Source organism: Pontibacter diazotrophicus, assembly GCF_003367245.1.
In the GTDB taxonomy this organism is placed as follows: domain Bacteria; phylum Bacteroidota; class Bacteroidia; order Cytophagales; family Hymenobacteraceae; genus Pontibacter; species Pontibacter diazotrophicus.
Window position 1 is genome coordinate 18,560 of sequence record NZ_QRGR01000028.1, and the last position, 26,824, is coordinate 45,383.

The following is a 26,824-nucleotide window of genomic DNA, read 5'->3' on the forward strand; positions in this document are numbered from 1 at the left end:
CTTTGCAGGGTCCTTATTTTCTTTTTTTCCCAGGATTGCTGAATCTCCTGGGGCTTGTCATGCAAAGCAGCGCTTATTCGCTCAGTAGATGCCTTTAGTGCGTTTAGGAATTTTACCAGAATATGTAACAGTTTATATATTTATTATCGTATATATACCATTAAATTTATTTTTATTCCTATGCCTTTTTATATGTTTTGTAAACCTTCAACATGCTGTAAAGGGCTTGGTGCTACAGAGTAATGTTTAAGTGCAGGCTTAAGATGCAGATAAAGCTTTGGAAAGGCAAGGGGAAAAGGGGAGGCCTCTGCTATGGCAAGTGAAGGAAACAATTGATAGGTGTAACAGCTAAAATTTTAACCTTAATTATATGAACAAACATTTTACACAACGACTCATTTTATTATGTGCCGTTAGCCTGATGAGCTTGCTACAGCTGGTAGCGCCCCACAGCTTGTATGCACAAACGTCTGATGGTGACTGCGGACCAACCGATCTGGAACTGGAGATTTTCTCCTCTCTCTGCGGCCGGAACAACGGTTATTTCAGAGTAATTGGAGTAACCGGTGGAACCGCTCCCTATATGTATGCCAGAAATGGCACTCCCTTCCAGGCTTTTCACACTTTTGGCTCATTAGTGGCAGGAGAATACACGATAACTGTTAGAGATGCCAATGGCTGCACCTACACAGAAGCCGTGACGATAGAAGACTCTTCCGGGCCGAGCGAATTTACTGCAAGTGCAAGTCCTGCCATCTGTGGCAACAGCAATGGTGTAATAACCATTACCGAAGTTACAGGCGGTTCCTCTCCTTACAGGTATAGCAAAGATGGCGGCACTACACTGCAGACAAGCAACATCTTAACCGATTTTGCAGAAGGTACACACAGCATAACGGTGGTGGATCGGCAGGGTTGTAAACGCGTGCAGGAGGTTGAAGTAACCAGTATAGACGGCCCTTCTGCTGTGTCAGCCACTTCACACTATGCCTCCTGCAGCGCCAGCTCCGGCGGCATTAAGGTGAGTTCTGTTACCGGTGGCACAGCTCCTTATACTTACTCCCTGGACGGCGAGAACTTTACGGCTTCCACCACTATAGCTGGTGTAGCACCAGGAAGCTACACGCTTACTGTAAAAGATGCAAACGACTGTACGCTCGCTGTGCCTGTGACAATGACAGAAGGCTATCCTATACAAGTGACGGTGACGCCGTTAACCAAAGCCATAGGACCAGATAAAAGTGGCAGCGCTGCGGTTACAGCCATCGGTGGTGGAGCCGCTCCTTATACGTACCAACTGAGCGGTGGCGGCTTTACTGCCGATTCCATCTTCAACAACTTAGGTGCTGGAACACATACGCTGGTGGTGAAAGATAGCTTTGGCTGTACTTCAGAAGTGACTTTTACTATCGAGAACAACAATGAAATAGACGTACCAAACGGATTTACGCCAAACGGAGACGGTATTAACGACCGCCTGGCGATTAAGAACCTCTCTACGCTTTTCCCTGGTTGCAGAGTGACCGTGTACAACCGCTGGGGAAGCCTGGTGTTCGAATCCAGAGGTTACCAGGAACCCTGGGATGGCACCCACAAAGGTAAGATGCTACCGGATGGCACCTACTACTGTGTCATTGAATTCGGTGACGCCACGCCAGCACTTAAGCAGTCATTAACCATCATGCGGTAATATTGGTCCTTAACCTATCATCAGAATTTTATGAAGAATTATATACTTATATTTTGTTTTCTACTTGTGGGATCGGCAGCTGTAGCCCAGCAGAAAGCGTTGTACAGCCAGTACATGACCAATTACTATCTCCTTAATCCGGCAGTGGCCGGAATAGAGAAGGACTGGAATTTAAAAGCAGGTTACCGCAACCAGTGGGTTGGCTTTGAGGGGGCACCCAAAACCTTCTACCTGAGCGGGGAAGCCGCTTTGTTCAAGAAGGACATCCAGGAGGGGCAGGCCTACCATGGAGTTGGCGGCTACGTGTACACAGATCAAACGGGACCTACTACCCGTACTGGTATGCTCCTGTCTTACGCTTACCATGTTCCTTTGAATGAGAAGGTATATCTCTCGTCCGGTGTTTTTGCCGGTTTCCAGCAGTACAGGTTCGATGCAGATAAGATTTACCTGGCAGAAGGCTCCAACGAGCGGGACCCTGTTACCCGGAACGGCAACCTTAACTCATTTATGCCTGACCTGAGTGTGGGTACCTTTATTCATTCCGATAAGTTTTTTGCAGGTGTCTCGCTGTTCCAGGTGCTGGGAAACAGGATATTTGAAATGGATGACGTGGAGGACCCAAGCCGCCTTGCCCGCCACTTAATGGTTTCCGGAGGATATAACCTGGACGTGCACCGAAATATAGTGGTTACGCCTTCTGTGCTGCTGAAGTACGTGAACGCAGCCCCGCTGCAGGCAGACCTTAACATCAAGGGGGCTTACCATTTTACAGATGGTGAAAAATCAAAGCATGATAACATGGTGTGGGCGGGTGTTTCTTACCGCACGAATGATGCAGTGGTCGGGCTTATGGGGCTGCAGTTTAAGCAGCAGTACGAGTTAAGCTACTCCTACGACATCACCACCTCGCCCATGAGCAACTACAGCGCGGGCTCACATGAGATTATGCTGGGCTTCCGGTTGAATTAATGGAACCTGTTATACCCACTATGTACAGAGAAGCCAACGCATTTGCGCTGGCTTTCCTGTTTTAATACTCCTGCTGCGCTTTTAATGGGCTGCCTCATCCGCACGGGCAGATCGGCCGTTGATGATCTGGCCGAAGAAGATGCTGTTCAGGAACAGTTTGTTTGTGCCGTACCAGAAGGCCCGGAAGTTTGGATTGTCCGGCATGACAATCACTTTGCCTGCACCCACTGCCGATACATCCACGGCGGCGGAGTTTTTCAGCAGCTCCAGGTTTGGGTTAGAGATATAGCCGGCCATCAGCGGGTTTGCAGTGTACATTACCGGGTTAGCGTAAGGGCTCTTGGAACGCTCCATAAATAGCGTGTTGCTTCTGAAAATGGGTAGCTGTGCATCGGTGTAGCCGTAAGCCAGCGGGTGCGTCAGGTCGAGGGTGGTTTCGAAAATAGCGCCGCCAATTACTTGAGCCCCGGTGGTGTTAGCCATGTCAGCGTACGGTTTCCGGGCTGCTGTGTCCGGTTCTGTTCTTTTAAAGCTGGTGTTGCCGATGCCGTTATCTGCCAGCCATTGGGCAGCCTCGCCCATGCCTATTACAGTGCCCCCCTGCAGCACCCAGTTGCGAAGCTTGTCCTTTGAGATGCTGTTGTAGTTACCTTCTGCCATCACAATTACATTGTACCGGTTCAGGCCGATGCGGTTAAAGTCGTTTGTCTTTACCATCGTAGGCTTCATATCAAAGCGGTTGTCCAGCAGGTGCCAGGCCTCGCCTACATCGTAGCTGTTCACGCCGTCGCCCATCAGCATGAGTATCTTCGGCTGCTCCAGCGTCTGCATCATCGGGCTTCCCAGTTTAATACCCTGCGGGTTAAAGCCTGTGTTCAGCGCATGTATGCGGATGCCGTTATCGGTTGCCACCTCCTGCAGCACTTGTTGTAGCGCCTCTGAACTGATGGACTGGCCGGTGACAGGTATCAGGATGGTGCCGTAGTCATACTGCCTGCCTTCCGCAGTGGTGAATTTATCGGTGGCTACCCTGGCCGTGATGCCGTGCTCAAACAAGGTGTTCAGGGCGCGTGGGGCGTAATAATCATGCCACTCAAAAGCATAGGCATAGTCGCTTTTGCCGCCTGCAATTTCACCTTTCGGGAAAGTGAGGTCCTCTACTTTCTGGCCCAGTTGGTTTTGCTTATAGTTCCTGGACGAGAGTGCAGCATAGTCTAAATCAAAAGCCAGCGGGAAAGTCCAGGCGGAGATGTCGTAAAAAAGGCTGTCCTGGAACGTCGTGCGTTTCTCGAACATCGCCTCGATCAGCTTGTACTGTGGCTGCTCCGTTGGTATGATATAAGCGTTCTCCGGCGTATAAGTCGTATTGTTGATTTTGAAAGCTTCTTTTGGGCGATAAACTTCTATCTGGTGCTGCTTAATGATCTCCACCAGGTGGTACGCCCGGGCTTTGTCTTTTTCTGAGCCAAACACATAAGCCTTTGTCCCTGCCTTTTTCGATTCGCTCAGCGCATCCTTATAGAAGTTGCGCTGGTGCGCCAACAGCTCTTCGCGCATGGCCTGTGCGGCCTGTAACGTGGAGAGGGTGGTGGTGAACTGGTTTCGGATGGTGAACGGGAACGTGAGTACGCCATTCTGGCTTTCCTGCGCATGTCCCCTGGAGCTGGCTTGTTCAAACAAAATGCCCACAGCGCCATTTACATCCGGGTAAGTGGAGCCCTTGCCATAGTAGAAGTCGTCGTAATTCTCCTCCGTAAAGTAAAAAGAGCCGATCTTGTCCAGCGCCTTCGCATGGAAATCACCTATCTTCTGTGTCAGCTTAAAATTGTTTTCCGGCGTAAGGGGATGGTTACGGCTCGGAATGCCCGGCTGAAAGAAAAACGTGGAGTTGGTGCCCATCTCGTGGTGGTCTGTCAGCACATTCGGCTTCCACTCATGGAACTTCGCCAGCCGCCCCTTCGACTCCGGGTGCTGCAGTGGCAGCCAGTCGCGGTTCAGGTCGAACCAGTAGTGGTTGGTGCGCCCACGTGGCCATGCTTCGTCGAACTCTGCGCTGTTGGCATCTGTCACCAGGTTCTTGCCCCGGTGCGTGTTCACCCAGCTGGCAAAGCGGTTCAAGCCATCCGGGTTGATAGACGGATCCAGTAGAATAACTGTCTCGCTCAACAACTTTTCTATTTCCGGGCCCTGCGCTGCTGCCAGGTGGTACAGGGCCAGCAGTGCCGCGTTGCTGCCGCTGGGCTCGTTGCCGTGCACGCTGTAGCCCATCCACACCACGGCAGGCATGTTACTGATGTCCAGGCTGCCCGACTGTGCCGGGTCTGTCAGTTTTTTATGCTGCGCCTTTAGCTGCTCTATGCTGCGGAGGTTTTCCGGTGAGGTGATGGTGAGCAGGTACAGGGGGCGGTTTTCATGCGTGCGGGCATATTCCACTATTTCCATCCTGTCTGACAGCTCCGCCATCTGGCGCACATACATCACCAGTTGGTCGTGGCTCACATGCCACTCGCCCACATTATAGCCCAGAATTTCTTTAGGAGTAGGAATGGTGTTGCTGTACGAAGCATCAGCCGGCAGATAATAAGACAGGCTGGTTTCGGCTTGCTGTGCCACCGCCACCGGGCCAAGGCCCAGCATAGCCGCTACAGCAAGTACACGTAGGTTTTTCATGTATAAGGGTGAAGTGTTAGTTACTTAGATCAGGTTGTACCTGCAATTTCCTCTTTTATGAAGGCTTTTGCAAACGGTAAAATAGGAGTGGGGGAGGAAGCCTCAAAAGGCCCTTCACTTGAATTATCCAGGCGCCTTTTCTGCTGTATATGCGCATAAATAAATTACCGGATTACACCAGGGCGTGTCGTGCCGGCAGCTGCTTTTCTGCGATTACCTTTTGAACTTACAAAATATAAAACAAAGCCAGACAAGATAGTGACCATGCCCACCACAGAGAACAGGCGCAGCAGCAGGTTGCCAAAGTTGTCGCGGCCCTGGTAGTCCATAGTGTGTAGCATCCAGAGGAAATCGAACATGCGCCACTTGTTGTTCCGAAACTTGGTTACTTCGCCCCGCTCACTCGCTACATACACCGTGGTGTTAGTAGGGTGCTGCATGGTAACGGCATAGGCAGGCAAGGGGCTCTCGCGGTACTCATGGTGTTTCCCGACCTGCCCCGCTGTCAGGTACTCTACCTGCTGCACTTCTACTTCTTCGCTAAAGCTGTTCCGGGCCATCTGCACAGCCTCCCGCTCTGTTAAGCTACCCCGTAAGGTGCCGGCTTGCGCCACAGCCAGTTGCGTTTGCGGTATAGCTTCCCCCTGATGGCTCGCAAAATAAACCACCTGGTAGACGGGCTCACCCAAAACCTCCACCAGCCGCACCGACTTCACAGAGTCCGCCTGCGGGAGCTGTGCCAGCACCTGTGCCGGGGAGGCCAAAGGCATCTGGCTACTGAAATTTGCCGGCGCTTTCCGCTGAAAGTCCCCGTGTATCTCGTCAATGTCTGACCAGCTGAAGTATAAACCGCCCAGTGTCCAGAAGATAAACTGGATGCCAGTGAGAAGGCCCAGGTAGCGGTGCGCTCTGCGGATGCGCAGGTGTGTTCTACGGTTCATGAAGTAAGTATTTAGACAAATATAGCGAAGTCACTATAAAATTTCAGACCTCTTTCCATCAATTTATATGACCGTTTACATGCTCTATAGCAGCTTCTGCAATGTTTTTTACTTATTGGTGTTTTTTATTGTAACATTTGGAGGTATTTTCTTTGCATTTAGTGTAACAAAATAAATTAATAGCTGTACATGTATTCTATTAAAGGAATATATTATATATAAAAATAAATATATACTATTTGAAAACAGTTTTACCAAGCATAAAAATCAAATGAATCTCCAAAAAAGGCAATGCGCAAAGGTGCATTACCTGAACTCGCCCCTTTTTCCGCCTAATTAATACAGCTATCGTTCTGTATACCAGTTCGTAATGCAATGGAAGCCGCTAAACCCGCGCTGAAATTACATTACCAGTACCTCTTTTGCCTCTCTGTAAAGCTAAGTATAGCTTTTGTTAAATATAAGAACCTATTAGTACCACTATTACCCTAGCAACCAGCTTTAAAACCCTAACCCTATTTTTATGCAAAAGAATTTTACACAATTGATTGCGCATTTTCTGAGTGCAAAGAGGTACACTGTTCCGGCGGGTGCCTTATTACTGTTTCTGGCGTCGTCGCTCTATGTTTGGGCGGCTGTTGGCATAACAATAAGTGGTGATGCTTCTTATGATGTTTCAGCGGATAATGCGGCCACAGGCACATTTACTTCTATTACTGATATAGTAGTAAGTGAAGGTTCGGCTAGTTCTGATTATGCTGACTTTGCTTCTCGGAATTCTTACAGTATAGTATTAAGGGCTCCCGCAGGCTGGGCTTTTCCAACAGCTAATTCAAATCCTGATATAGCTGCTACCTTAGGTGACGGAGGAGAGATTACACTAACCTCAACTCCGGTTTTTAGTACTGATGGTAGTACTTTAACCTTTAACCTGAGTGGAGGTCAAGGAAGTCAGAATAAGCGCGATATAGTAACTATTTCTAACCTTAGGATTAAGCCTACTACTGGAGTAATTTCCTCGCCGCAACCAAGGGAAATCAATGTGGAAGTGTTGAACACAACAAATTCAACTCCTACAAGTGTTACTTCATCATCTCCGATTTCTCTTCGGCTCATTCCAGGCGCACCTAATGATTTGGCTTTTGTGCAGCAGCCCACAACTGTAGAGATTAACGCCGCAATTTCACCAAGCCCAAGTGTTGTTATCCAAGACCGGTTTGGGAATACAGTAACAACTGCTACCAACACGGTAGCAATTGCTATTGGGCCAAACCCTCCGGCAGCTGGCGTTTTAACACTTGGTACAGCTACTACTTCTAATGGTGTGGTAACCTTTTCCGGTGCTAGTATAAATACAGCAGGAGAAGGCTATACTTTAGTGGCTTCAAGCAGTGGCTTAACCTCCGCAACCAGTACGGCCTTTACTGTAAACAATCCACAACCTGTAATTACTGAAGTAAGCGGCTGTTTATCCGTAGGTGATCCTGAAACAACAGTAACTATAACCGGTGAAAATTTTCTATCAGGAGCTACGGTTACATTTGGAGGTGTTTCAGCAAGCTCAGTAACTGTTAATAACGCAACCACTATAACAGCTGTATTACCATCAGCTGCATTCGCAACATCTGGTAATAAAAACGTAATAGTTACAAATCCCCTGCCTGCCAGCAGCAATGGAGCCTCTGCACCATTCGGCAAGGCAGTTATAGCCCTTTTCTCTCGTGAGATTCAAGGACCAAATTCAATCTGTGCAAGCACAGAAAATTCTGGTGCTTTCACTGTTGAAACCGGACCAAATATTGACTCTTATCTTTGGACTATAAAATCTGGAAATGCAGAAATAGTTTCAGGTGGAACAACTGGGAATCCTCGTATTAATTTTGGGGAGCCGGGAGAGGTTGTTCTTTCGGTAGTATCTTATAACGTTTGTCTCAAACCTAGTCCTGAAGTTACCAGAACCATTACTGTTAATGCAAGGCCTGATGTTGTGCTTACTGCCAGCAGTACAGCAATTTGTGCGGGTGAGTCAGTAGAACTATTTGCTGAAGGAGCTGAATCTTATGTGTGGTCTGGAGGCGGGTTGCCTACAGAAACTACAGGTGAAAGAATTGATGTGGCTCCAACCACTTCAACTACTTATACTGTAGTTGGTACTATTACTTATACTGTAGATGGTGTTACTACTAGTTGCCCTACTACCAAAACTATTAGAATCGAAGTAACGCCTGCGCTTTCGCAAGGTGCTATAACTGGTAACACACAATACTGCCAGAATGAAGCAACCACAACACTTACCGGAACAGTTTCGGGTGGAGTTGCGGAAAGAATTTACTTCTGGGAGCAGAGTGCAAGCCAGGAGGGGCCATGGGAACCTGCTGGAGAAACCAATAATGCAGCATCCTACAATCCATCTACTGCAGATGCCGGTGTCATGTACTACAGAAGAACAGTTACTTCTGGTAACTGTACAGTTACTTCTGACCCAATAGCAGTAACCGTAACACCAGCCATTGTTAATAATACTATCAATACAGCTGACCAAAATATTTGTTCTGGCGAGGACATTGCCTTATTAGACGGTGCCGCAGCAACTGCAGGCGACTTGCAGGTGGAGTACTTTTGGGAGCAAAGGACTGCTGGAACAACTACTTGGGAAAATGCAGATGGTGCAAATACTGATGAAGACTACCAGCCTGCGACAAGAACTGTAACAAGTTCTTCTACAATTGAATATCGAAGGAGAGTAGAGGCAGATAACTGTGTTAGTTTCACCGATGTAGTTTCAGTTACAGTTAATCCACTTCCTATAGCTACCATCACCCAAGGAAGAGTTACTTACTTCTGCTCGCCAGGTACGGCGCTATTGTCTGCTGAAGAGGAAGTAGGAACCTACTCGTACGATTGGTTTAGAATTATAGATAGTGATAATGTTGAGCTTGTGGCAGAAACCCGAACTGCTAATGTAGGAGTAGAGGGGACGTATTATGTAGTGGTTACCAACGACAACACCGGTTGTGTAAATGAATCAGCTACTATTTCAGTACAGGAGACGGTGGTTAATAACAACATTATCGGTGTTGAGAATGGTAATCAGGAAGTGTGCTATGGTGCGTTACCTCAGGAAATTGTTGGAGAGGAAGCAGAAGCAAGAGTAGGTACACTAACATACCAATGGTTAGTAAGTGATGATAACACAACTTTTGAGCCATTAACTGGTGCTACAGGTGTTAGTCTTACCCGAGCTCAGCTAGGTGCTCATACTGCCGATAGATGGTACCGCAGAATGGCTATTGTAGGTAGTTGCACAAATTTAAGCCCTCAAACAGTTCATATATCTGTAAAACCAGAGCTATTATTAACTCCTGGAACAACAACACCAGATGCTATTTGTAGCGGCGAAACTTTCTCTTATACGCCAACAAGCAATGCTCCAGCTAATTCCACTTATTCCTGGTCACGGGCTGATGTTGCTGGCATAAGTAATCCAGAAGCCAGTGGTACAGGAACTATTAGTGAGGTACTGACCAATACATCACCTAATCCGCTTGAAGTTACTTATGTTTACCAAATAACTACGGAAGAGGATTGCGAAAGCGCCTTACAGTATGTAACAGTTGTGGTTAATCCTCGCCCTGTATTAAGCAACACAGATACGGAAGTGGCAGTTTGTAGCAATGCACCATTTACTTATACAGCTACAACGGCTACAAGAAGCTTGCCAGCCCCAACCTTTGCATGGTCACGTGCGGCTGTGACAGGAATCAGTAACGCAGCGGCAAGTGGTGAAACCGCGACTGTAAGCGAGACACTGGTAAATGAAACTTCGGCTCCAATTAATGTAACTTATGTCTACAGAGTTACCGCCTACGGCTGCGAAGGCCCAGAGCAGAATGTGGTAGTGACGGTGAACCCAACACCTACTGTGAACACCATCGCCAACGCCACCTACTGCAACGGGGCTCCTGGCGCGGGCATCGCCTTTAGCGGCTCTGTGAGCGATGCCACCTACACTTGGAGCTCGACTGCCAATGTGGGCTTCGGCTTGAACGGCACGGGTAACATTGACGCCTTCACGGCAATCAACACAGGCGATGCCCCTGTTACCGCCACTGTGACGGTGACAGCCGAGGCAAACGGCTGCGAAGGCCCTGCGCAGACCTTCACCATTACGGTGGACCCGACGCCTACGGTGAACGCTATCGCCAACGCCACCTACTGCAACGGGGCTCCTGGCGCGGCCATCGCCTTTAGCGGCTCTGTGAGCGATGCCACCTACACTTGGAGCTCGACTGCCAATGTGGGCTTCGGCTTGAACGGCACGGGTAACATTGACGCCTTCACGGCAATCAACACAGGCAATGCCCCTGTTACCGCCACTGTGACGGTGACAGCCGAGGCAAACGACTGCGAAGGCCCTGCGCAGACCTTCACCATTACGGTGAACCCGACGCCGACAGTGAACGCCATCGCCAACGCCACCTACTGCAACGGGGCTGATGGCGCGGCCATCAGCTTCGGCGGCCCGGTGAGCGGGACTGAATACACCTGGACCTCTTCGGCTGACGTGGGCTTCGGCACCGAAGGCGAGGGCGACATCCCGGCCTACACGGCCACCAACACGACTGCGGCCGCTATAGAAGCCACCGTGACGGTGACGCCTAGTACCGCCGACTGCCCTGGAACTCCGCAAACCTTTACCGTGACGGTGAATCCGAACCAAGCAGTTAGCTTTACAGGTGAGATTGCTGACAACAGTGTCTTCTATACAGGTCAAGAATCTGTTACACTTACAGCCGAACCAACAGGAGGAACATTCTCCGGGGCAGGTGTAAGTGGTAGTACCTTCAACCCATGTGATGCAGGGGCAGGACAACACACTATAACTTATACACGCGGCACAGGAAGCTGCACCAGCACTGTTTCTAAGACTGTTACAGTTATGCAGTCTACCTACAGAGCTGTAATAACCGCCAATCCGCATCCATTCTGCCGCGGTGGTGGTGGTACAGATTATACTTCTGCTGTTTATAGGGATGTTCAGCCGGGTGAAATTATTTATCCATACCTGGTGGATGCAGATGGCGTCCCAGTAGATGAAGATGGTAACGCTATTCCAAAAGGAGCCGAAAGCTATCCTGTTCCAAATCCTGATTATCCTTATCCTGCTGGAACACCAGAATCTATCAAAGCGATGGCTTTCCGCTTTTTTCAGCCTGTCGTGAGTGATGCGCTGGCAGCAAGGAAAATTGACCAGAGTCTGTTTAATTACCAGTGGGGTAAAAATGATGAAGTGAACAGGAAGAACGATGATTGGCAAACTTCGGATGCCGGTCTCTCTTCACAGGATTACTATGAAGTTGAAGTAACGTCTAATCGCCTGTGTGCACCGGTAAGTCTGGAATCTAATAGGATGTACAGTGCTGTTTTGGAGAGCTATACAGTTACACTGTCTGCCAATCCAAACCCAATTTGCCAGGGAGCAGCTGTTACCTTTACAGCTACGCTAGGCGCAGCATTCCCTTGGAACGTAGCCAACCTGCAACTGGACTTTGTATTAGAACGGGGTAATGTAGTGCTGAATCCTACTAGCTTCACCTACACTGGTTCAAACACTATTACATTTACTACCGATGCTGCTGCAGCTGGTGGTTTTGTGAACGGTGATAAAGTGTCGGCACGATTCTCATCTAATATTGAAAGCTACCTTCCTAGCAGCAATTGCATTGAAGGCCCTTCATCCAGTCCTGTTACAATCCAGGTCAATGATATCATAACTGCTACCCCAGCACTCAAAAACCCGGTAGTATGTGTGGGAGATACAGAAATATTTACAGCTCCTGTTACAACGACAGGGCCTGCCACAGTAACTTATACCTGGACAGTTGGTGTCGCGCCTGATGTTAGAACAATCGAAACAGAAACTGCAGAACTGACTATAGTTACTGATGGAACTTTCACGCCAGATGTTGCTTACCCAGTAAGTGTAGTTGTTGATAATAATGGATGTGAAGTTACTGACGCCATCGCGTTGGGCTCCATCACTGTTAATGCTCCGCCAATAATTTCAGCGCAGCCAAGTGCAGTAACAGTCTGTGAAGGTGATGGCTCAAACGCAACATTTACTGTAACAGCAACTGGTTCAGGTATAGGATACCAGTGGATGAAGGACGGTATTGATATACCTAGTGAAATAGGAAGCACCCTTACTATAACTACTCCAACTGAAGAGGATGAAGCTACCTATAGTGTTCGTGTCACTGGTACAACTGCTTGTGACAATATAACTTCTGAGGGTGCACTATTAACAGTGAATCAGCCTATAGTAGCATCAGCTGAACCTGCTGGAACGTACTGTCAGGGAGAAAACATAACCCTTAGCGTAGAGGCAACAGGTACTGGAGTTGATGGTGGAGACGTTACTTATGAGTGGTTCAGAGATGGTGCTTCCATTGGCAATAACAGCAGTACACTTGGCTTACAAAATGCTCAACCAGAGCAAACCGGTGTGTATACTGTTGAAGTCACCGGAGCATGTAACCAGCAGACAGTTAGCTTGGGAACATTAACGGTAAATCAATTACTAACCATAACAGCTGAACTTGTATCTGATCCAGACACTATAATGATTGATGAGGCAGCTACATTTACTGTTAATACTGACATAGCAGAGGGAGTAGAAGTCTTGTATCAGTGGTATATAGGAGATGAATCAACAGGTGATTGGATATTAGAAGAAACCCACACAGTTAGTTCTCCAACCGATGTTCTCACCATAGACCAGGTAGAAGAAGGTGACTTTGATGTGGTAGTGGTGATTACGCCAAGAAATGATGGAACAAACTGCTATATTCCGTATGAGCTTGTCACCGGTGATATCACCCCTCTCCCAGTAGAAATCATCTACCTGACCGCCAGCAAGCAAGGCAACAATGTGTTGCTGGAGTGGGCGACGGCTTCTGAAACAGATAACAAAGGTTTCGAAGTGCAGGTGTCGGAGGATGGCTTAGATTACAGACTGCTGGAATTCGTGCCAAGCAAGAACGGCAATTCCAATACGAAGCAGGTGTATGCGTTCACGGACAAAGAGAATGGCAAGGATGGCACACGCTACTATCGTCTGAAGCAGATTGACCATGCCGGAACCTTTGAGTTCTTCGGTCCGAAAATGGTGACGTTTGGCAGTGTAGCAAGTAAAGTGATTGCCTTCCCGAACCCATTCAATGACGAGATAACGCTTGACATTTCTTCGGAGACAGATGGTGAAATGCTGGTCGTGATAACCGACGCTGTTGGTAAACAACTGATAGAGCGCAAGGTGCAGGTAGAGAAAGGCTTCACAACTGAAAAAATGAAGTTTGGCGCTGGCTTACCGAGAGGCCTCTACATCATCAGAACGCAGATTGGAGGTTTCACCCAGTTTATTAAAATGGTTAAAGAATAATGCATACAAGAAACTAATAGGGTTTAAAGCTGAAAGAGCCGGGTATTTTACCCGGCTCTTTTGCTTTTATATATGTTAAGAATAAGCATAGCATACTTACTCCTTCAGCACGGAGTGGATGTGTTTCCAGTCTTTGGGTTGAGCGCCTTGTATTTGATGCGGTGCCGAACGCAGTGAGGCAGCCCGCAGCGGAGCTAAAGAGGGCCCCTTCCCCCGGCAGCTTCAAATGCACAGCGCGATGCCCTTAAGAGGGCCCCTACCCCCACGACGAGGCCTCTCGGCCTTAAGAGCTCAGAGAGAAACAATGCAGCGGCAGCATAGGAAGAATCAATTTTACATAACAACATTAATTAGCCCTTCCACTTATTCTATTAAATTAAGAACTGAAATATCCGCACAAGGACTCTGCTCCTCATTTTAAGTGGCCATCCCCTCACAGCCAAAACACACAGACCTACAGGCCGTAAAGCAGAGTTCGAACAGACACCCGAAAACGTATGAAAGCAATTTATTATGAAAAGTATGGAGAAGCCGATGTACTGCAGTATGGAGAGCAACCAACCCCGGAAGTGAAAGAAGACCAACTACTGGTGCGCGTGCATGCCTCCAGTGTGAATCCTGTCGATTGGAAAGTCCGCTCCGGGCACTTGCTTCCGGTGTCCGGCCTGAATTTCCCGAAGATACCGGGACATGATATGGCAGGCGAGGTAGTAGAGGTAGGACAAGACGTGACAACTTTTAAACCCGGAGACCGCGTGTTTGGGATGCTGGACACGGGCCTGGGAGGAGCGGCTGCGGAGTATGCAGTTATCTCGGAGAAGGCGGCAGTACTGATGCCGGAAAATCTGAATTATGTGCAGGCTGCTGCCGTGCCGCTGACGGCTCTCACCGCTTTGCAGGCGCTGCGCGACAAGGGGGAACTGGCACAGGGAGAGAGGGTGCTGATAAACGGTGCCTCCAGTGGGGTAGGTTCTTTTGCCGTACAGATTGCCAAAGCGTTAGGAGCTGGCGAGGTAACAGGTGTATGCAGCACCGACCATATTGACCTGGTAAAGAGCCTGGGCGCAGACCGGGTTGTAGATTATACGGAAGAAGATTTTACAGAAAAGAAAGACTGCTACAACATCATCTTTGATGCTGTGGCTAAAAGTACCTACCTGGACAGCAAAGACAGCCTTTGCCAAAACGGGCGCTATGTTACCACCGTGCCTAACCCCAAGGACATCGCCCTTGGGTATGCCTTGTCAGTTTTTTCTGACAAGAAGCTGAGGCTTTTGGTGGCGGATGAAAAAGGAGAGGACCTGGAACTGATTCGTGCCTGGATAGAGACAGGAAAGGTATGGCCAGTAATAGATAAGGAGTTTCCGTTACGTGAGGCAGCGGAGGCACATCGCTACAGCGAAGGAGGACATGCCGCCGGTAAAATCGTGCTGGTGGTGGAGTAGTGGCAGCATTGATAGTAAAGAGCATACATTAACAAGAGGTATACTATACAAAACCCACAAAAAGCAATGGAACAGGAACAGACTAATTTATTGAAAGACTATTCAATGGAGGAAAAAGGCGCCTACTTTGGTGCTTTGGCCACCATGGCGTCGGCAGACGGAAAGACAACAGAGGAAGAGCTGGAGTTTTTGAGCCTGATGAGCGAAGCTGCAGAGCTTCCGGAAAATGTACAGGAGGAGGTTATCCATATCGCTAAAAACCCGTCGCAGATAAACGTGCAGAAGTGCCTGGATGTGCTGAAAGGCAGCCAGTTGCGGTTTTCCTTTATCACCGATATCATCAGCTTTGCGAAAGCTGACGGGCATTACTCTCCGGAAGAGCAAAAGGAGATTCAGCGGATGGCTGATTACCTGCAGGTAAACCAGAAGCAGTACAGCATACTAGAGCAATATGTAAACAAAGCCGACGAGGCGCAGAAGCAGGGGGAGGATCCAACTTCGCAGTCGTTTCTGAACAAGAACGGCTTTGGCGATATGTTTAAGAATGCCGGCATCTCCCCGCAGATGGTACAGGGCATTATAGGCATAGCTGCTCCTCTGGTGATTGCTAAACTATTGAGCGGCGGGCGTCGCAGACGGTATGGTGGTGGTATGATGGGCGGAATGGGCGGCGGCCTGCTCGGTGGGCTCTTAGGCGGTGGTATGATGGGAGGCGGAATGGGCGGAGGCATGTACCGCAGCGGTGGCGGACTCGGTTCTATCATCTCCATCCTGGGCGGCCTGAACGGCCGCAGGGGCTATGGCAACATGCGGAATTCCGGTGGACTGGGCGGTTTACTGGGAGGGATACTCGGTGGTGGCCGACGCGGCGGCACAGGCTGGTAAGCAAATTTCAGAGCAGGAGCTTACCCCAGTTCCTGCTCTATTAACTTTCTAAGGTCTTCTCCGTGCAGCAGCCCGCGCACTTTTTTGTTTCCAATGATAAAAGTGGGTACCGCCGATACACCTACTTCTTCATAGGCATGGCGCAGCGCTTTCAGGTGCGCCTCTTTGTATCTGCCTGACTCAACTGCTGTTTTAAACTCCTCCGCATCCAGGCCGACTTCTTTCGCCAGGTTAGTCAATACATTCAAATCGCCTAAATCCTGCTCTTCCTGAAAGAAAGCGGTGAACATACGGTGTGTATAGGCGTCGCCGAGGCCTTTCTCTTTCGCGTATTGATAGCCTTCGAAAGCATGGTGCGTGTAAGGTTGGGGCGATACTTTGGGCAGTACTATCTTAATGTCCAATTGCTCTGCCATAGGATAAACTGAGTTTTGCCAGGTTGTTTGCAGGTAGTCTTCTTCCGGTTTTAGCGTGGGCGTAGGGTATGGGCGGAGCTCGAAAGGCATCCATTCTATCTTCACCTTGTCTTCCATTCCCTGCAGTGCCCGTTCCAGCACTACCTCTCCAAAAAAGCAGTAGGGGCATACATAGTCAGAGTATACTTTTATCTGTAGCATGTGTAGGCTCATTTGTCTGGATTATTGTACCAGTTAACCAGTAATTTGTTTTCCTTTGTTTAAACATAGAAGTATATACAGCTATTTTTTTAGTAGATTGAACCCTTCAAATTTTGATTCCTTTATGCTTCGTACTACTATATTATCACTGGCGCTGGCTGTAAGCCTGCTTTCATGCCAGCAACAACCTCAGCAGACTTCTACTGTTACCGCACAGACTACTTCAACAGCTGAAGCAGAATTTTATTACCCCGGTGCAGGCGATGACTGGGAACACCGCGACCCGGAGGAGCTAGGCCTGGATGCGGCAAAGCTGCAGGAGGCGGTGGCATGGGCCAGGACTCAGGAAACAGAGCAGATGCCAAAAGACTTCTCCACGCAGGAGGAAATCTTTGGCAAGATGCTTGGGCCATTACCTGCTGACAGGGCTGAAACAAACGGTATCATCCTGAAGAACGGCTATATCGTGGCAGAATGGGGCGACACAAAACGACCCGACCCAACTTACAGCGTAGCAAAAAGCTTTCTCTCCACCATACTGGGCATCACCATCGACAAGGGTATGATAGAGAGTATCCATGACCCGGTGGCGAAATATATAAAGGACGGTGGTTATGAGTCGGAGCAGAACCGCAAGGTAACCTGGGAGCATCATGCCCGTCAGACGACGGAGTGGGAAGGGGAACTGTGGGGCAAGAACAGCGATTTTGTTGGCACAGCCGAGTATGGCCGCGGAGAACGCAAGCCACGGGAGCTGCAGGAGCCCGGCACTTTTTATGAATACAATGACGTGCGTATCAACCGCTTTGCGCTGTCGTTGCTGCGTGTGTGGGAGAAGCCTTTGCCGGAAGTATTGGAGGATGCGGTGATGGACCCGATAAATGCCTCAGACACCTGGCGCTGGGTGCCTTACCGTAACTCTAAGGTGATGATAAACGGCCAGGAGATGCCATCGGTGAGTGGTGGTACCCGTTGGGGCGGCGGTCTCTGGATTAACGCCCGCGACGAGGCGCGCTTTGGATACCTGTTCCTGCGCAACGGCCGCTGGGAAGACAAGCAGGTGGTGTCAGAGGCATGGATAGAGGAAGCTACCACAAATCGTGGTTCCGTTGGACCGGATTACGGATACCTCTGGTGGCTGAACACCGAAGGGAAAGCCTGGCCAAGCGCGCCCACCACCAGCTATGCCGCCCTGGGTGCAGGCCAAAACACTATTTGGGTAGACCCGGAGCATGACATCGTGATTGTGTGGCGCTGGCACAACGGCAATCAGGATGAGCTTTTTCAGCGGGTGCTGGAGGCGGTGAAGTAGGTTATTCGTTGTTAGTTAAGGGTAGTTTTGTCCCCCTTTGAAGGGGGTGAGGGGGATGATTACACCTGCAGACAATCAATTAACAGACTTCTTTTCTGAATTTGCTTTAATCTAATCCACAGCTGTCTAGAATTATTGGCGGCCTTTCATCCCCCCACCCCTTCGAAGGGGACCTTCTCACAGATGTGCACCTCATTCATAATATCAGCTGATATAGGAAACTGATAAACGTTAATTGATAAATGATTACCTCCACCACTAAAAGCCACTCAAAATTTGTTTACCGTGTTGCGGTGGGCTGCTTTTATTTTCTGCAGGGAATTTCCTTTGCCAGTTGGGGCTCCCGCATTCCCACCATTCAGCAGCAGATGGGCTTATCAGAAGCTGAGTTGGGTGGTGTTTTGCTGGCACTTCCGGTTGGGCTGCTGCTTTCGCTTCCTGTGGCAGGCTGGGCGATAGCGAAAGTCGGGAGCCGCAGCATTCTTATCTTTTCAGGCATACTTTACAGCACAACACTGGTAGCCATCGGCTATTCAGAGAGCACAGTGCAATTAGTAATGGCTTTGTTCGTTTTCGGCTTTGCCGGAAACCTGATGAATATCTCCGTTAACACGCAGGGAGTAGGTGTGGAGGACTTGTACCAGAAGTCTATTATGGCTTCTTTCCATGGGATGTGGAGCCTTGCCGGGTTTACCGGCGCAGCCATCGGTACCCTGATGATTGGGGAAGGTGTTCGCCCCTTTCACCACTTCCTCCTGATTATGTTCCTGTCTTATATAGCCATTGCAGTAGCGTCACGGTATGTGCTGCGCACGGATGTGAATGCGGATACCGACAAGCCCATCTTTGTTATGCCAGATAAGTCGCTGATTGACCTCGGTGTTATCTGCTTTTTTGCGATGATATGCGAGGGAGCGATGTTCGACTGGAGTGGCGTGTACTTCAGAAAGGTTATAGGCGCCGAAGGAGCCTGGATTGGCGCAGGTTATACTGCCTTTATGTGCACGATGGCGGGCACCCGCTTCGTAGCCGACTTCTTTACAAGACGCTTTGGAATGCAGCGCATCTTACAGGCAAGTGGTGTATTAACCGCTTCCGGACTATTGATTGCTGTGCTGCTCCCCCATTTATTTACCGCTATTGTCGGCTTCCTTTTTGTTGGTGCGGGTGTTTCGGCGGTAGTACCGTTGGTATACAGTGCCGCCGGAAAATCAAAAGTTATGTCGCCGGGTGTGGCCTTGGCTGCTGTATCTACTATTGGATTCTTTGGGTTTTTGATAGGGCCGCCGCTCATCGGGTTTATAGCAGGGGCCACCAGCCTGCGGATATCTTTTACTGTTATTGCGGCGATGGGATTGGCTGTTGCTGTAGTTGCTACAAAATCTAAGTCGATAGCGTAGTTCATAACCTTGGAAAAGAATCAGCTATGACCTCGCGGTGTGCGTAGCTCCCGCGAGTGTCTTGCCAGCTACAAGGCAAAAGCCGTTGCATCAAACGCTCGCAGGAGCTGCGCACGCTGCGAGGTTTTTGAGCTAGAGCCGTACAAACAAGAAGAGCCACCCCTTACGAGGTGGCTCTTCTTGTTTTATTATTTTTTTACTTCTTAATGACGGCAGGTGCAGTGTTCTCCTGCGATGCCTTCGAAGCGGGTGTCGGTGCCTTCATGCCAGTCAAAGGCGGTGGCGTAACGGTCGTTTTCCCACCAGAACTTGCCAGGCTTCTTATCATAGTTGCCGGTTTCAGCCATGGTAGCGGCGTCGTACAGGCGGCCGTTCATCATCGTATACTTCACGTGCTCCGAGTTCTGGATGTTCTCCAGCGGGTTGGCGTCCAGCACAATCAGGTCGGCCAGTTTGCCTGCTTCCAGCGAACCGATTTCCTTGCTCATGCCAATGTACTCGGCACCGTTCAGAGTAGCAGCACGAAGCGCCTCATGGTTTGTCATACCGCCTTGCTGCAGCATCCACAGCTCCCAGTGTGCGCCTAAGCCCTGCAGCTGTCCGTGTGCGCCGAGGTTTACTTTCACACCGTTGTCGGTTAGTACTTTACAGGCTTCTGACGTTTTGAAATAGCCGTTCTTGTACTCCTCATCCGGTACCTGCGTCACAAAACGTGCGCGGCCATCGATAACAGAGCGCGGTGTGAACTTCAACAGGCGGTCTTTCTCCCACACATTGGTGTTCTGGTACCAGTAGTACTCCCCGTTTACAGCACCATAGTTCACAATCAGGGTAGGAGTGTAGCCAGACTGAGAAGCTTTCCATACCTCGATCACGTCTTTGTAAAGTGGTGCTACCGGAATGTTATGCTCTACACCGGAGTGGCCGTCCAGGATCATGGTCATGTTATGGAAGAAAGTAGAACCACCTTCCGGATACACGCTCATGTCCAGTTCGCGGGCAGCCTGAATCACCTGCTGGCGCTGCTCACGGCGTGGCTGGTTATAGCTCTTCACTGAGAAGCCTCCGACCGCTTTCAGACGGCGCAGGTGCGAGCGGGCATCGTCGAGGCTGTTGATGACAGCTTTGAAATTACCATCAGCTCCATACAGAATCGTACCGGTAGAGTAGATGCGCGGACCAATCATAGCGCCCGACTTCACCGCTTCTGACTGGCTGAATACCATTTCGGTAGTAGAAGAAGGGTCATGGGTGGTGGTAACGCCGTAGGCCAGGTTGGCATAGTAGGCCCACTGCTTCTGCGGACTCATACCTAACCTGAAAGTGCCTAGGTGCGCGTGTACGTCCACGATACCGGGCATAATGGTTTTACCAGCTGCATCAATCACTTTGGCATCTTTTGGTACCTGTACGTCTTTACCAACCGCTACAATACGATTTCCATCTACTATAACTGTTCCGCCTTCAATCACTTCATCACCTTTCATCGTAATAATGCGGGCGTTAGTGAAGGCTACTTTGCCTTCCGGAATGTCGGTGTTCAGCACCAGGCCGATTTTCATTCCGGTTGTGTCGATGGCCGGCAGTTTATCCGGCGCACCAGGTACAAAGGCGAAACGGTCTTTCAGGTCGTTGGAGAAATACTCATCGCCCAGCACCCAGTTTACTTTTTTGCTGTCTCCGGACCAGTGGATGCTGGTACCGGCGTCGCGGGTGAAGCGGGCAACAGGCACGGCTTTCGTATCAGCACTTAAGTCAAGGCCACTACCGTTCGTGGAAAAAGGAGCCACGTAGCCGTTGAACAGTTCTACAAAGCTAATCCATTTGTTGTCCGGGCTTGGGTAGAACTGGTCTGTATACTTGGACGTATAGTGCGTCTGTTCTTCTTTGCCATTCAGGTCCACGCTCTTGAAAGCGTTTTTGTCTCCTTCACGCGCTGTAAAAAAAATACGGTCGGAGGTGGCGTTGAACTGTGGAGAAGAACCCTTTTCCTGTACCAATGTTGCTTTGCCGCCATCAGCCGGCATATAGTAAATGCCTTTCTCTTTGCTGTGCACGTAGCCCTGGTGGTGGTTGCCGCCTTCGCGGGTGTACACGATGAACTTGCCGTTGGGAGAGAATTTAGGCTCTGTATAAAAGCCCTTCTCTGTCGTCAGCTTGGTTGGCTTCGCATTCTTTCTGCGGATGTCCAGTTTGTAGAGGCCGCTGAAGTTATCGTCGTTCCAGGTAGCATATACAATAGACTTACCGTCTGGCGAGAAGGAAGGGTAAAATTCAAAATCCTGCCCTTTGGTGATGCGCTCCGGCTTTCCGTTTGGCAGTTCTTTCTTATAGATATAACCGGCCGCGTTAAACACGAGTGTTTTTCCATCAGGAGAGGTCACAGCGTGGCGGATGGCTTTTGCCTCAAACTGCTTTGGCGATATACCGGTTTTGCTATGGTCGTAGCGAACAGCATCCGTAATCTGGTGGCTAGCGGTCGCTTCAAACGGGATATTGCTCACCTGCTTGGTGGCCACATCTACTTTGTTGATTTTACCATCAGCCCAGAACACGATGTTCTTGTTGTCTGGTGTCCAGGAGAAGTAAGGATATGCTCCAAAGATGGCCCAGGCTTCCTGCTGGTCGTGGTTCAGCTTATCGTAAACCGGCCATTCCTCACCTGTCTTCAGGTCGTGCACAAAAAGCACAGATTTGGTACGCACGCGGCGCACAAAAGCGATTTGCTTTCCATCGCGGGAGATAACGGGGCGCACAGAGCCACCGTTTCCGGTCACCACGTTTTCAATTTCTCCTGTGTTACGGTCTACGCGACGAATCACGTAAATCTGGCCGTTCGGGTCTTTGTTGTACTCAAAGTTAGAACCGCCGCTCATGTCTTCGGAGAAATACACGTGCTTTCCATCAGGCGAAACAAACGGCTCCCCGGCATCCTGCTGGTCATTTTTACGCTTTGTCAGCTGTACACCTGCACCACCGCTTCTGTGGTACATCCACATTTCGCCGGCACCTAGTGAGCGGGTGTTGGTGAAGTGCTTGCGCGCTACAATATACTCTCCGTCCGGTGTCCAGACAGCATTGTTGAGCAAGCGAAAGCTCTCGTTCGTGATTTGCTTCGCATCAGAGCCATCGCGCTTCATAATCCACACGTTGTCGCCACCGCCTGCATCAGATGTGAAGGAGATGTACTGGCCATTCGGGCTGAAACGGGGCTGTACCTCGTAGGCACGGCCGCTTCTGATGAGCTTTGCCTTGCCACCTGTCATTGGCATGCTGTAGATGTCACCGAGCATGTCGAAGATAATCTCCTTGCCATCCGGGCTCACGTCCACGCTCATCCAGGTGCCTTCGTTGGTGGTAACGGTGACTTCTTTCTGCGGGCCGTGGTTTTCTTCCACTTTCCATTTGGCTTCTTCTTTTTTGTCCTGGGCATGTGCCGCGCCGATAGGGAGCGCCAGCGTGGCAACCAGTAACATACTCAGATAAGTACGTTTATTCATGTGTAGGTTGAATGTTAGATTAGATTATCAAATTTAGGAGTTTGGCCGCAGAAAAAACAGTGTTCTACCTGTGCCAGATGAGTATAGGACACCTAGAGGATAGTACAAGTTCAGGGATAAAGAAAAAAGCCTCACTGATGCTGGGGCAGGTGAGGCTTTTCTTGTGTTAATGTGTTACCGCTTTAAGAATGGGTGCTAGCAACAACCGTTGCCGTTGTTGTGTGTTTTCACCAACAACAGTTTGCTGGTCAAAAGACGCAGCAAAGGCGAGCGGAGAAATGCCAGCTCCTTTTACAGGACAGAAGGCATAACAAAGGCAGAACGTACTTTGTCTTTTCTCCAAAAGTCCTTTGTCTAACTACAGCGGCGGAAACTTCGTGTTTTGCTGCATCCCCTGTAGTTGCTCCAGCGCGGAGGCGGCATCGTGCACGGGCAGCTGGCAGGTTTTGTTGTAGCAGACGTAGATAGTGGTTTTGTTGTTGATGGCCAGTTTGTCTTCTAACAAGGCCAGGTTGCTTTGCCCGTCGCTGCTACCCAGCAGTAACATGTTAGGATGGTAGAAAGCGCTGAGTTCACTCCGCATTTTACCTGGATTTTCTCCTACTATGGCTACTTCGGCAGTTGGCGTGAGCTTGTGGTAGTAGAGTGCGGCCCAGTTGCTCAGGTGTGAGGGTTCTTTTATCAGCAAATCTTTTACCCTGGCAAGCATATCATTAGACAAGGTGGAGTAACGTTCTTCATCAAAATACAGCCCCAGGAAGTGCAGGTTACTAGCCATGACAGAGTTTGAGGCGGGAGTTACATTATCGATAATCTCTTTTTTGCGGGCAATGAGCTTTTCTGAGCGCTGGTCGGTAAAGAAGAACATGCCTTCTTTTTCATCAAAAAAGTTTTCCAGCGTATAATCCGTTAATCGCTTTGCCTCCTGTAGCCATTGCTCATCAAAAGTCACCTCGTATAACCTGGTGAAGGCACGGATGAGGTAAGAATAATCCTCCAGGAAGCCATCGATGGTAGCTTTCTCTTCTTTATAGTTGTGGAAAAGCTTATCGCCTTTCTTCAGGTTCTGGAGCAGGAAGTTAGCGTTGCGCAGCGCAAGTTCGAGGAAGTGCTCGTTGCCGAAAACATAGTAGGCGTCGGCCAGCCCCTTCAGCATCAGGGCATTCCAGGAGGTCAGGATTTTGTCATCCAGCCCCGGCCGGATGCGTGTGGCCCGTACCTCCATTATTTTGCGCTTCCAGTTTTGTACCATTTCCTGCAGTACCTCCAACTCCAGCTCATGCTTTTGGGCAAACTCCTCATCGCTCTTGCGGCGGTGCAGGATGTTGCGGCCATGCTCAAAGTTGCCTGCTGCCGTGGCATGGTAGTATTTCGAGAAGAGCGGCTCTTCATCCCCTAAAATCTCCTGCAACTCATCCTTCGTGAAGGTATAGAACTTTCCTTCTTCGCCCTCACTATCGGCGTCCAGCGAAGAGTAGAAACCGCCTTCGGGGCTCATCAGCTCCCGTTCCACAAAAGCGATGGTCTCATATACCACCTCATGGTATAATGTTTCACGTGTCGCCTGATACGCTTCGGCATAAAGGGATACTAACTGGCCGTTGTCGTACAGCATCTTCTCGAAGTGCGGCACCAGCCATTCGGCATCTACGGAGTAGCGGGCAAAGCCACCGCCAACCTGGTCGTATATACCGCCATAGGCCATCTCGTGGAGCGTCAGGTGTAGCTGGTTCAGCGCAGACTGGTCGGAGGTGTGGTGGTGGTAGCGCAGCAAAAATAGATAGTTCGTAGGCATCGGAAACTTGGGCGCCTGTCCTAAGCCGCCCAGCTTTTTATCAAAGCGTGTGCTGAAGTTGTAGCCCATTAGTTTGAAGTCCTCTTCCCGCACATGGAAGTTGCTCTCGCGCAGCCCATATTTATCCAACTCGCTCCGGTTCAGGTGCTCCACAAACTGCTCCGCCGATTCATCCAGGTCCTCGCGGTTTTTCTGGTAGGCTACGGCTATGTTTTGCAGCAGCCCTACCCATTGCTGTGGCGGGAAATAGGTGCCCCCGTAAAAAGGCTTGGCATCCGGATTCAGGAACACGTTGAGCGGCCAGCCACCTTGCAGACCCATGGCATGCACCGCATCCATGTATACCGCATCCACGTCCGGGCGCTCTTCACGGTCTACCTTAATGCACACGAAGTGCTCGTTCATCACTTTGGCAATATCCTCCTGCTCAAACGACTGGTGCTCCATGACATGGCACCAGTGGCAGGCGGCGTAGCCGATGCTCACAATAATGGGCTTATCCTCCTGCTTCGCTTTCTGCAGCGCCTCCTCACCCCACGGATACCAGTCTACGGGATTATAGGCGTGCTGCAGCAGGTAGGGGCTACTTTCGTTTAAGAGTCGGTTTGCTTTTTTGTCTTCTTCCATAGTTATAGGGGTAATTCCTGCAGCACTCTTGAGGAGCGCTTCAGCAGGTTATATAGGATTCAGGTTCTTAAATAGTGTGTTGGCTTTATAGCCAGTTTGCTGTGGCAATTCCTATTGCCCGTTGTAGGCTGTGTCTTTTTCCTTGATTGGCTCTAACGTTATCTTTCCGGTAGCTACATGAAAGGAGTATTTTGTTTCGGGGTCCACTATCTTGTCGTATATAGCATAGTAGCGTAACCCGGTTTCAGGGTCTTCCATGTAGCCCGATACATCAAGAGAAGGCATATCAGCAGGAGGATTCTCTGGCTCAGGCTTTGCGATTGGCATGTTTGGCTTTATATGTCTTGGATGCGTGGCTACGTACGTTTGCAGCTTTCCTAAAAATTTGCTCAGGTCATTAACTGGTGCCTGCGCGCTTACATTAACAAGTGTTGCAAGGAATAATACAAAGGCAAGGTACAGCGTTTTCATTGGCTTTAGGATTAGGTCGTTATCCTGTATACTGCCTGTAAGAACCCTTAGTTTTGCGCATATGGCGCCGGGTATACTAGAGCAACTGGTCACGCAGCGCCTTCTCTTCTGCCGATGTCTCAAGACCATACTTGCCGGCCAATTCTGACAGCTTCTGCAACGTGCTGCGCAGGAAAGCCTGGTGCGCCTCCGACTGCGGGTGAAACGGCCTGTGCGCCACCGCTCGCTGCATTTTCTGCCAGGTTTCCAGAAAAACATGAAAGCTCTTATCATAATAAGCCCCCACAAATTTCTGCCATATATAGTCTTCTGCTACTTCGGTGGGGTGCAGCATATCTTGCTTATAGAAACGGTAATCCCGCAGGTCGTCCATCATAATTTCGAAGGCCGGGAAGTATTGCACGTTATCATGCGCTACCTCTAACTGGTGGCACAATACCCGCAGGGTTGATTTGCTCACGCTGTTCATGGTAAGCGTTTCCTTTACATGCCTTACCGGGCTCACGGTTAGCAGCACCTTTAAGTTAGGGTTAGTTTCCCTAAGCAACGGTAGTGCCTGCTCAAAAGCCTGTTCCATCTCTTCAGAAGACAAAAGCACGCGCTCAAAGTTCTTTGCAGGCAGTTTATGGCAGTTTGCCACTACTTTCCCTCCCTCGTGCAGCTTATAAGCCACTGCGGTGCCCAGCGTAACAATGAGGAGCGATGCCTGCTGCAGTTGTTGCCTGGTGCGTTGCAGGCTTTCCTCAATCTGTTGCAGTAATTTGTCTTTGTCAGGGGAGGAGAGGGAGGAGTGGAGGTCGTAGGCGTACCAGATGCCGTTTTGCTCCACCAGGTGCTGCCCGAAGTCATAGGCCTTACCAACTGCAGCTTGTAACAACAGGCAAACCGACAGCGGGTTAAAGATGGTCCCAAACGGGTTTACCAATACATCCACTTTGTTCTGCTGTAGCTTATAGCCAATAACTTCTGCAAAGCAGGAGCCGATGGTGAGCACCTTGTCCTGAAGGGTGAGCTGTATGTTTGTGGGAGCTACCTGTATTTCTGTCCGGAACATAGTC

The 26,824-nt window shown here is 49.7% G+C and carries 14 protein-coding genes; 7 read left to right on the top strand and 7 right to left on the bottom strand.

Annotated elements, in window-relative coordinates; all coding sequences use genetic code 11:
- Positions 1-370: 370 nt before the first annotated feature.
- Both DXT99_RS21070 and DXT99_RS21075 read left to right on the top strand, forming a co-directional pair.
- Entirely contained in the window at positions 371-1,690 is a 1,320-nt protein-coding gene (locus DXT99_RS21070) for a T9SS type B sorting domain-containing protein (protein WP_115567574.1), read from the top strand.
- 30 nt (positions 1,691-1,720) lie between these two features.
- A complete protein-coding gene (locus tag DXT99_RS21075) occupies positions 1,721-2,662 on the top strand; it encodes a PorP/SprF family type IX secretion system membrane protein (protein WP_115567575.1) in 942 nt (313 codons plus the stop codon).
- An 81-nt stretch (positions 2,663-2,743) separates the two neighbouring features.
- Here the strand turns inward: DXT99_RS21075 and DXT99_RS21080 are convergent, their stop codons facing one another.
- A complete protein-coding gene (locus DXT99_RS21080) occupies positions 2,744-5,332 on the bottom strand; it encodes a M14 family metallopeptidase (RefSeq protein ID WP_115567576.1) in 2,589 nt (862 codons plus the stop codon).
- A 164-nt stretch (positions 5,333-5,496) separates the two neighbouring features.
- The gene (locus tag DXT99_RS21085) at positions 5,497-6,273 is read right to left on the bottom strand and encodes a PepSY domain-containing protein (protein WP_115567577.1); all 777 of its coding nucleotides are present in this window, start codon (positions 6,271-6,273) and stop codon (positions 5,497-5,499) included.
- A gap of 523 nt (positions 6,274-6,796) precedes the next feature.
- Here DXT99_RS21085 and DXT99_RS21090 point away from each other — a divergent pair.
- From DXT99_RS21090 to DXT99_RS21100, 3 genes are all read left to right on the top strand, one after another.
- Positions 6,797-13,714 carry a PKD-like domain-containing protein gene (locus DXT99_RS21090; protein WP_115567578.1) on the top strand — a complete coding sequence of 2,306 codons (6,918 nt, stop codon included), beginning with the start codon at positions 6,797-6,799 and terminating at the stop codon, positions 13,712-13,714.
- A gap of 497 nt (positions 13,715-14,211) precedes the next feature.
- A complete protein-coding gene (locus DXT99_RS21095; protein WP_115567579.1) occupies positions 14,212-15,159 on the top strand; it encodes an NAD(P)-dependent alcohol dehydrogenase in 948 nt (315 codons plus the stop codon).
- A 66-nt stretch (positions 15,160-15,225) separates the two neighbouring features.
- On the top strand, positions 15,226-16,044 hold the full coding sequence (locus tag DXT99_RS21100; protein WP_115567580.1) for a tellurite resistance TerB family protein: 819 nt from the start codon (positions 15,226-15,228) through the stop codon (positions 16,042-16,044).
- 20 nt (positions 16,045-16,064) lie between these two features.
- Here the strand turns inward: DXT99_RS21100 and DXT99_RS21105 are convergent, their stop codons facing one another.
- A complete protein-coding gene (locus DXT99_RS21105; RefSeq protein ID WP_115567616.1) occupies positions 16,065-16,661 on the bottom strand; it encodes a DsbA family oxidoreductase in 597 nt (198 codons plus the stop codon).
- Positions 16,662-16,785: 124 nt separating this feature from the next.
- Between DXT99_RS21105 and DXT99_RS21110 the strand changes: the two genes are divergently transcribed.
- Positions 16,786-17,973: a serine hydrolase domain-containing protein gene (locus DXT99_RS21110; RefSeq protein ID WP_115567617.1), complete on the top strand. Its 1,188-nt coding sequence runs from the start codon at positions 16,786-16,788 to the stop codon at positions 17,971-17,973.
- Between the two features lie 242 nt (positions 17,974-18,215).
- A complete protein-coding gene (locus DXT99_RS21115; protein ID WP_115567581.1) occupies positions 18,216-19,373 on the top strand; it encodes an MFS transporter in 1,158 nt (385 codons plus the stop codon).
- Positions 19,374-19,576: 203 nt separating this feature from the next.
- On the opposite strand, the gene DXT99_RS21120 is transcribed toward DXT99_RS21115, so the two are convergent.
- The 4 genes from DXT99_RS21120 to DXT99_RS21135 all read right to left on the bottom strand — a co-directional run bounded on the left by DXT99_RS21120 (position 19,577) and on the right by DXT99_RS21135 (position 26,820).
- Positions 19,577-22,873 carry an amidohydrolase family protein gene (locus DXT99_RS21120; protein WP_246000905.1) on the bottom strand — a complete coding sequence of 1,099 codons (3,297 nt, stop codon included), beginning with the start codon at positions 22,871-22,873 and terminating at the stop codon, positions 19,577-19,579.
- Between the two features lie 358 nt (positions 22,874-23,231).
- Positions 23,232-25,295, bottom strand: coding sequence for a thioredoxin domain-containing protein (locus tag DXT99_RS21125; RefSeq protein WP_115567583.1), 2,064 nt, complete (start codon positions 25,293-25,295; stop codon positions 23,232-23,234).
- A 111-nt stretch (positions 25,296-25,406) separates the two neighbouring features.
- Positions 25,407-25,766: a hypothetical protein gene (locus DXT99_RS21130; protein WP_115567584.1), complete on the bottom strand. Its 360-nt coding sequence runs from the start codon at positions 25,764-25,766 to the stop codon at positions 25,407-25,409.
- Between the two features lie 76 nt (positions 25,767-25,842).
- Positions 25,843-26,820, bottom strand: coding sequence for a GSCFA domain-containing protein (locus tag DXT99_RS21135; RefSeq protein ID WP_115567585.1), 978 nt, complete (start codon positions 26,818-26,820; stop codon positions 25,843-25,845).
- Between the last annotated feature and the right edge of the window lie 4 nt (positions 26,821-26,824).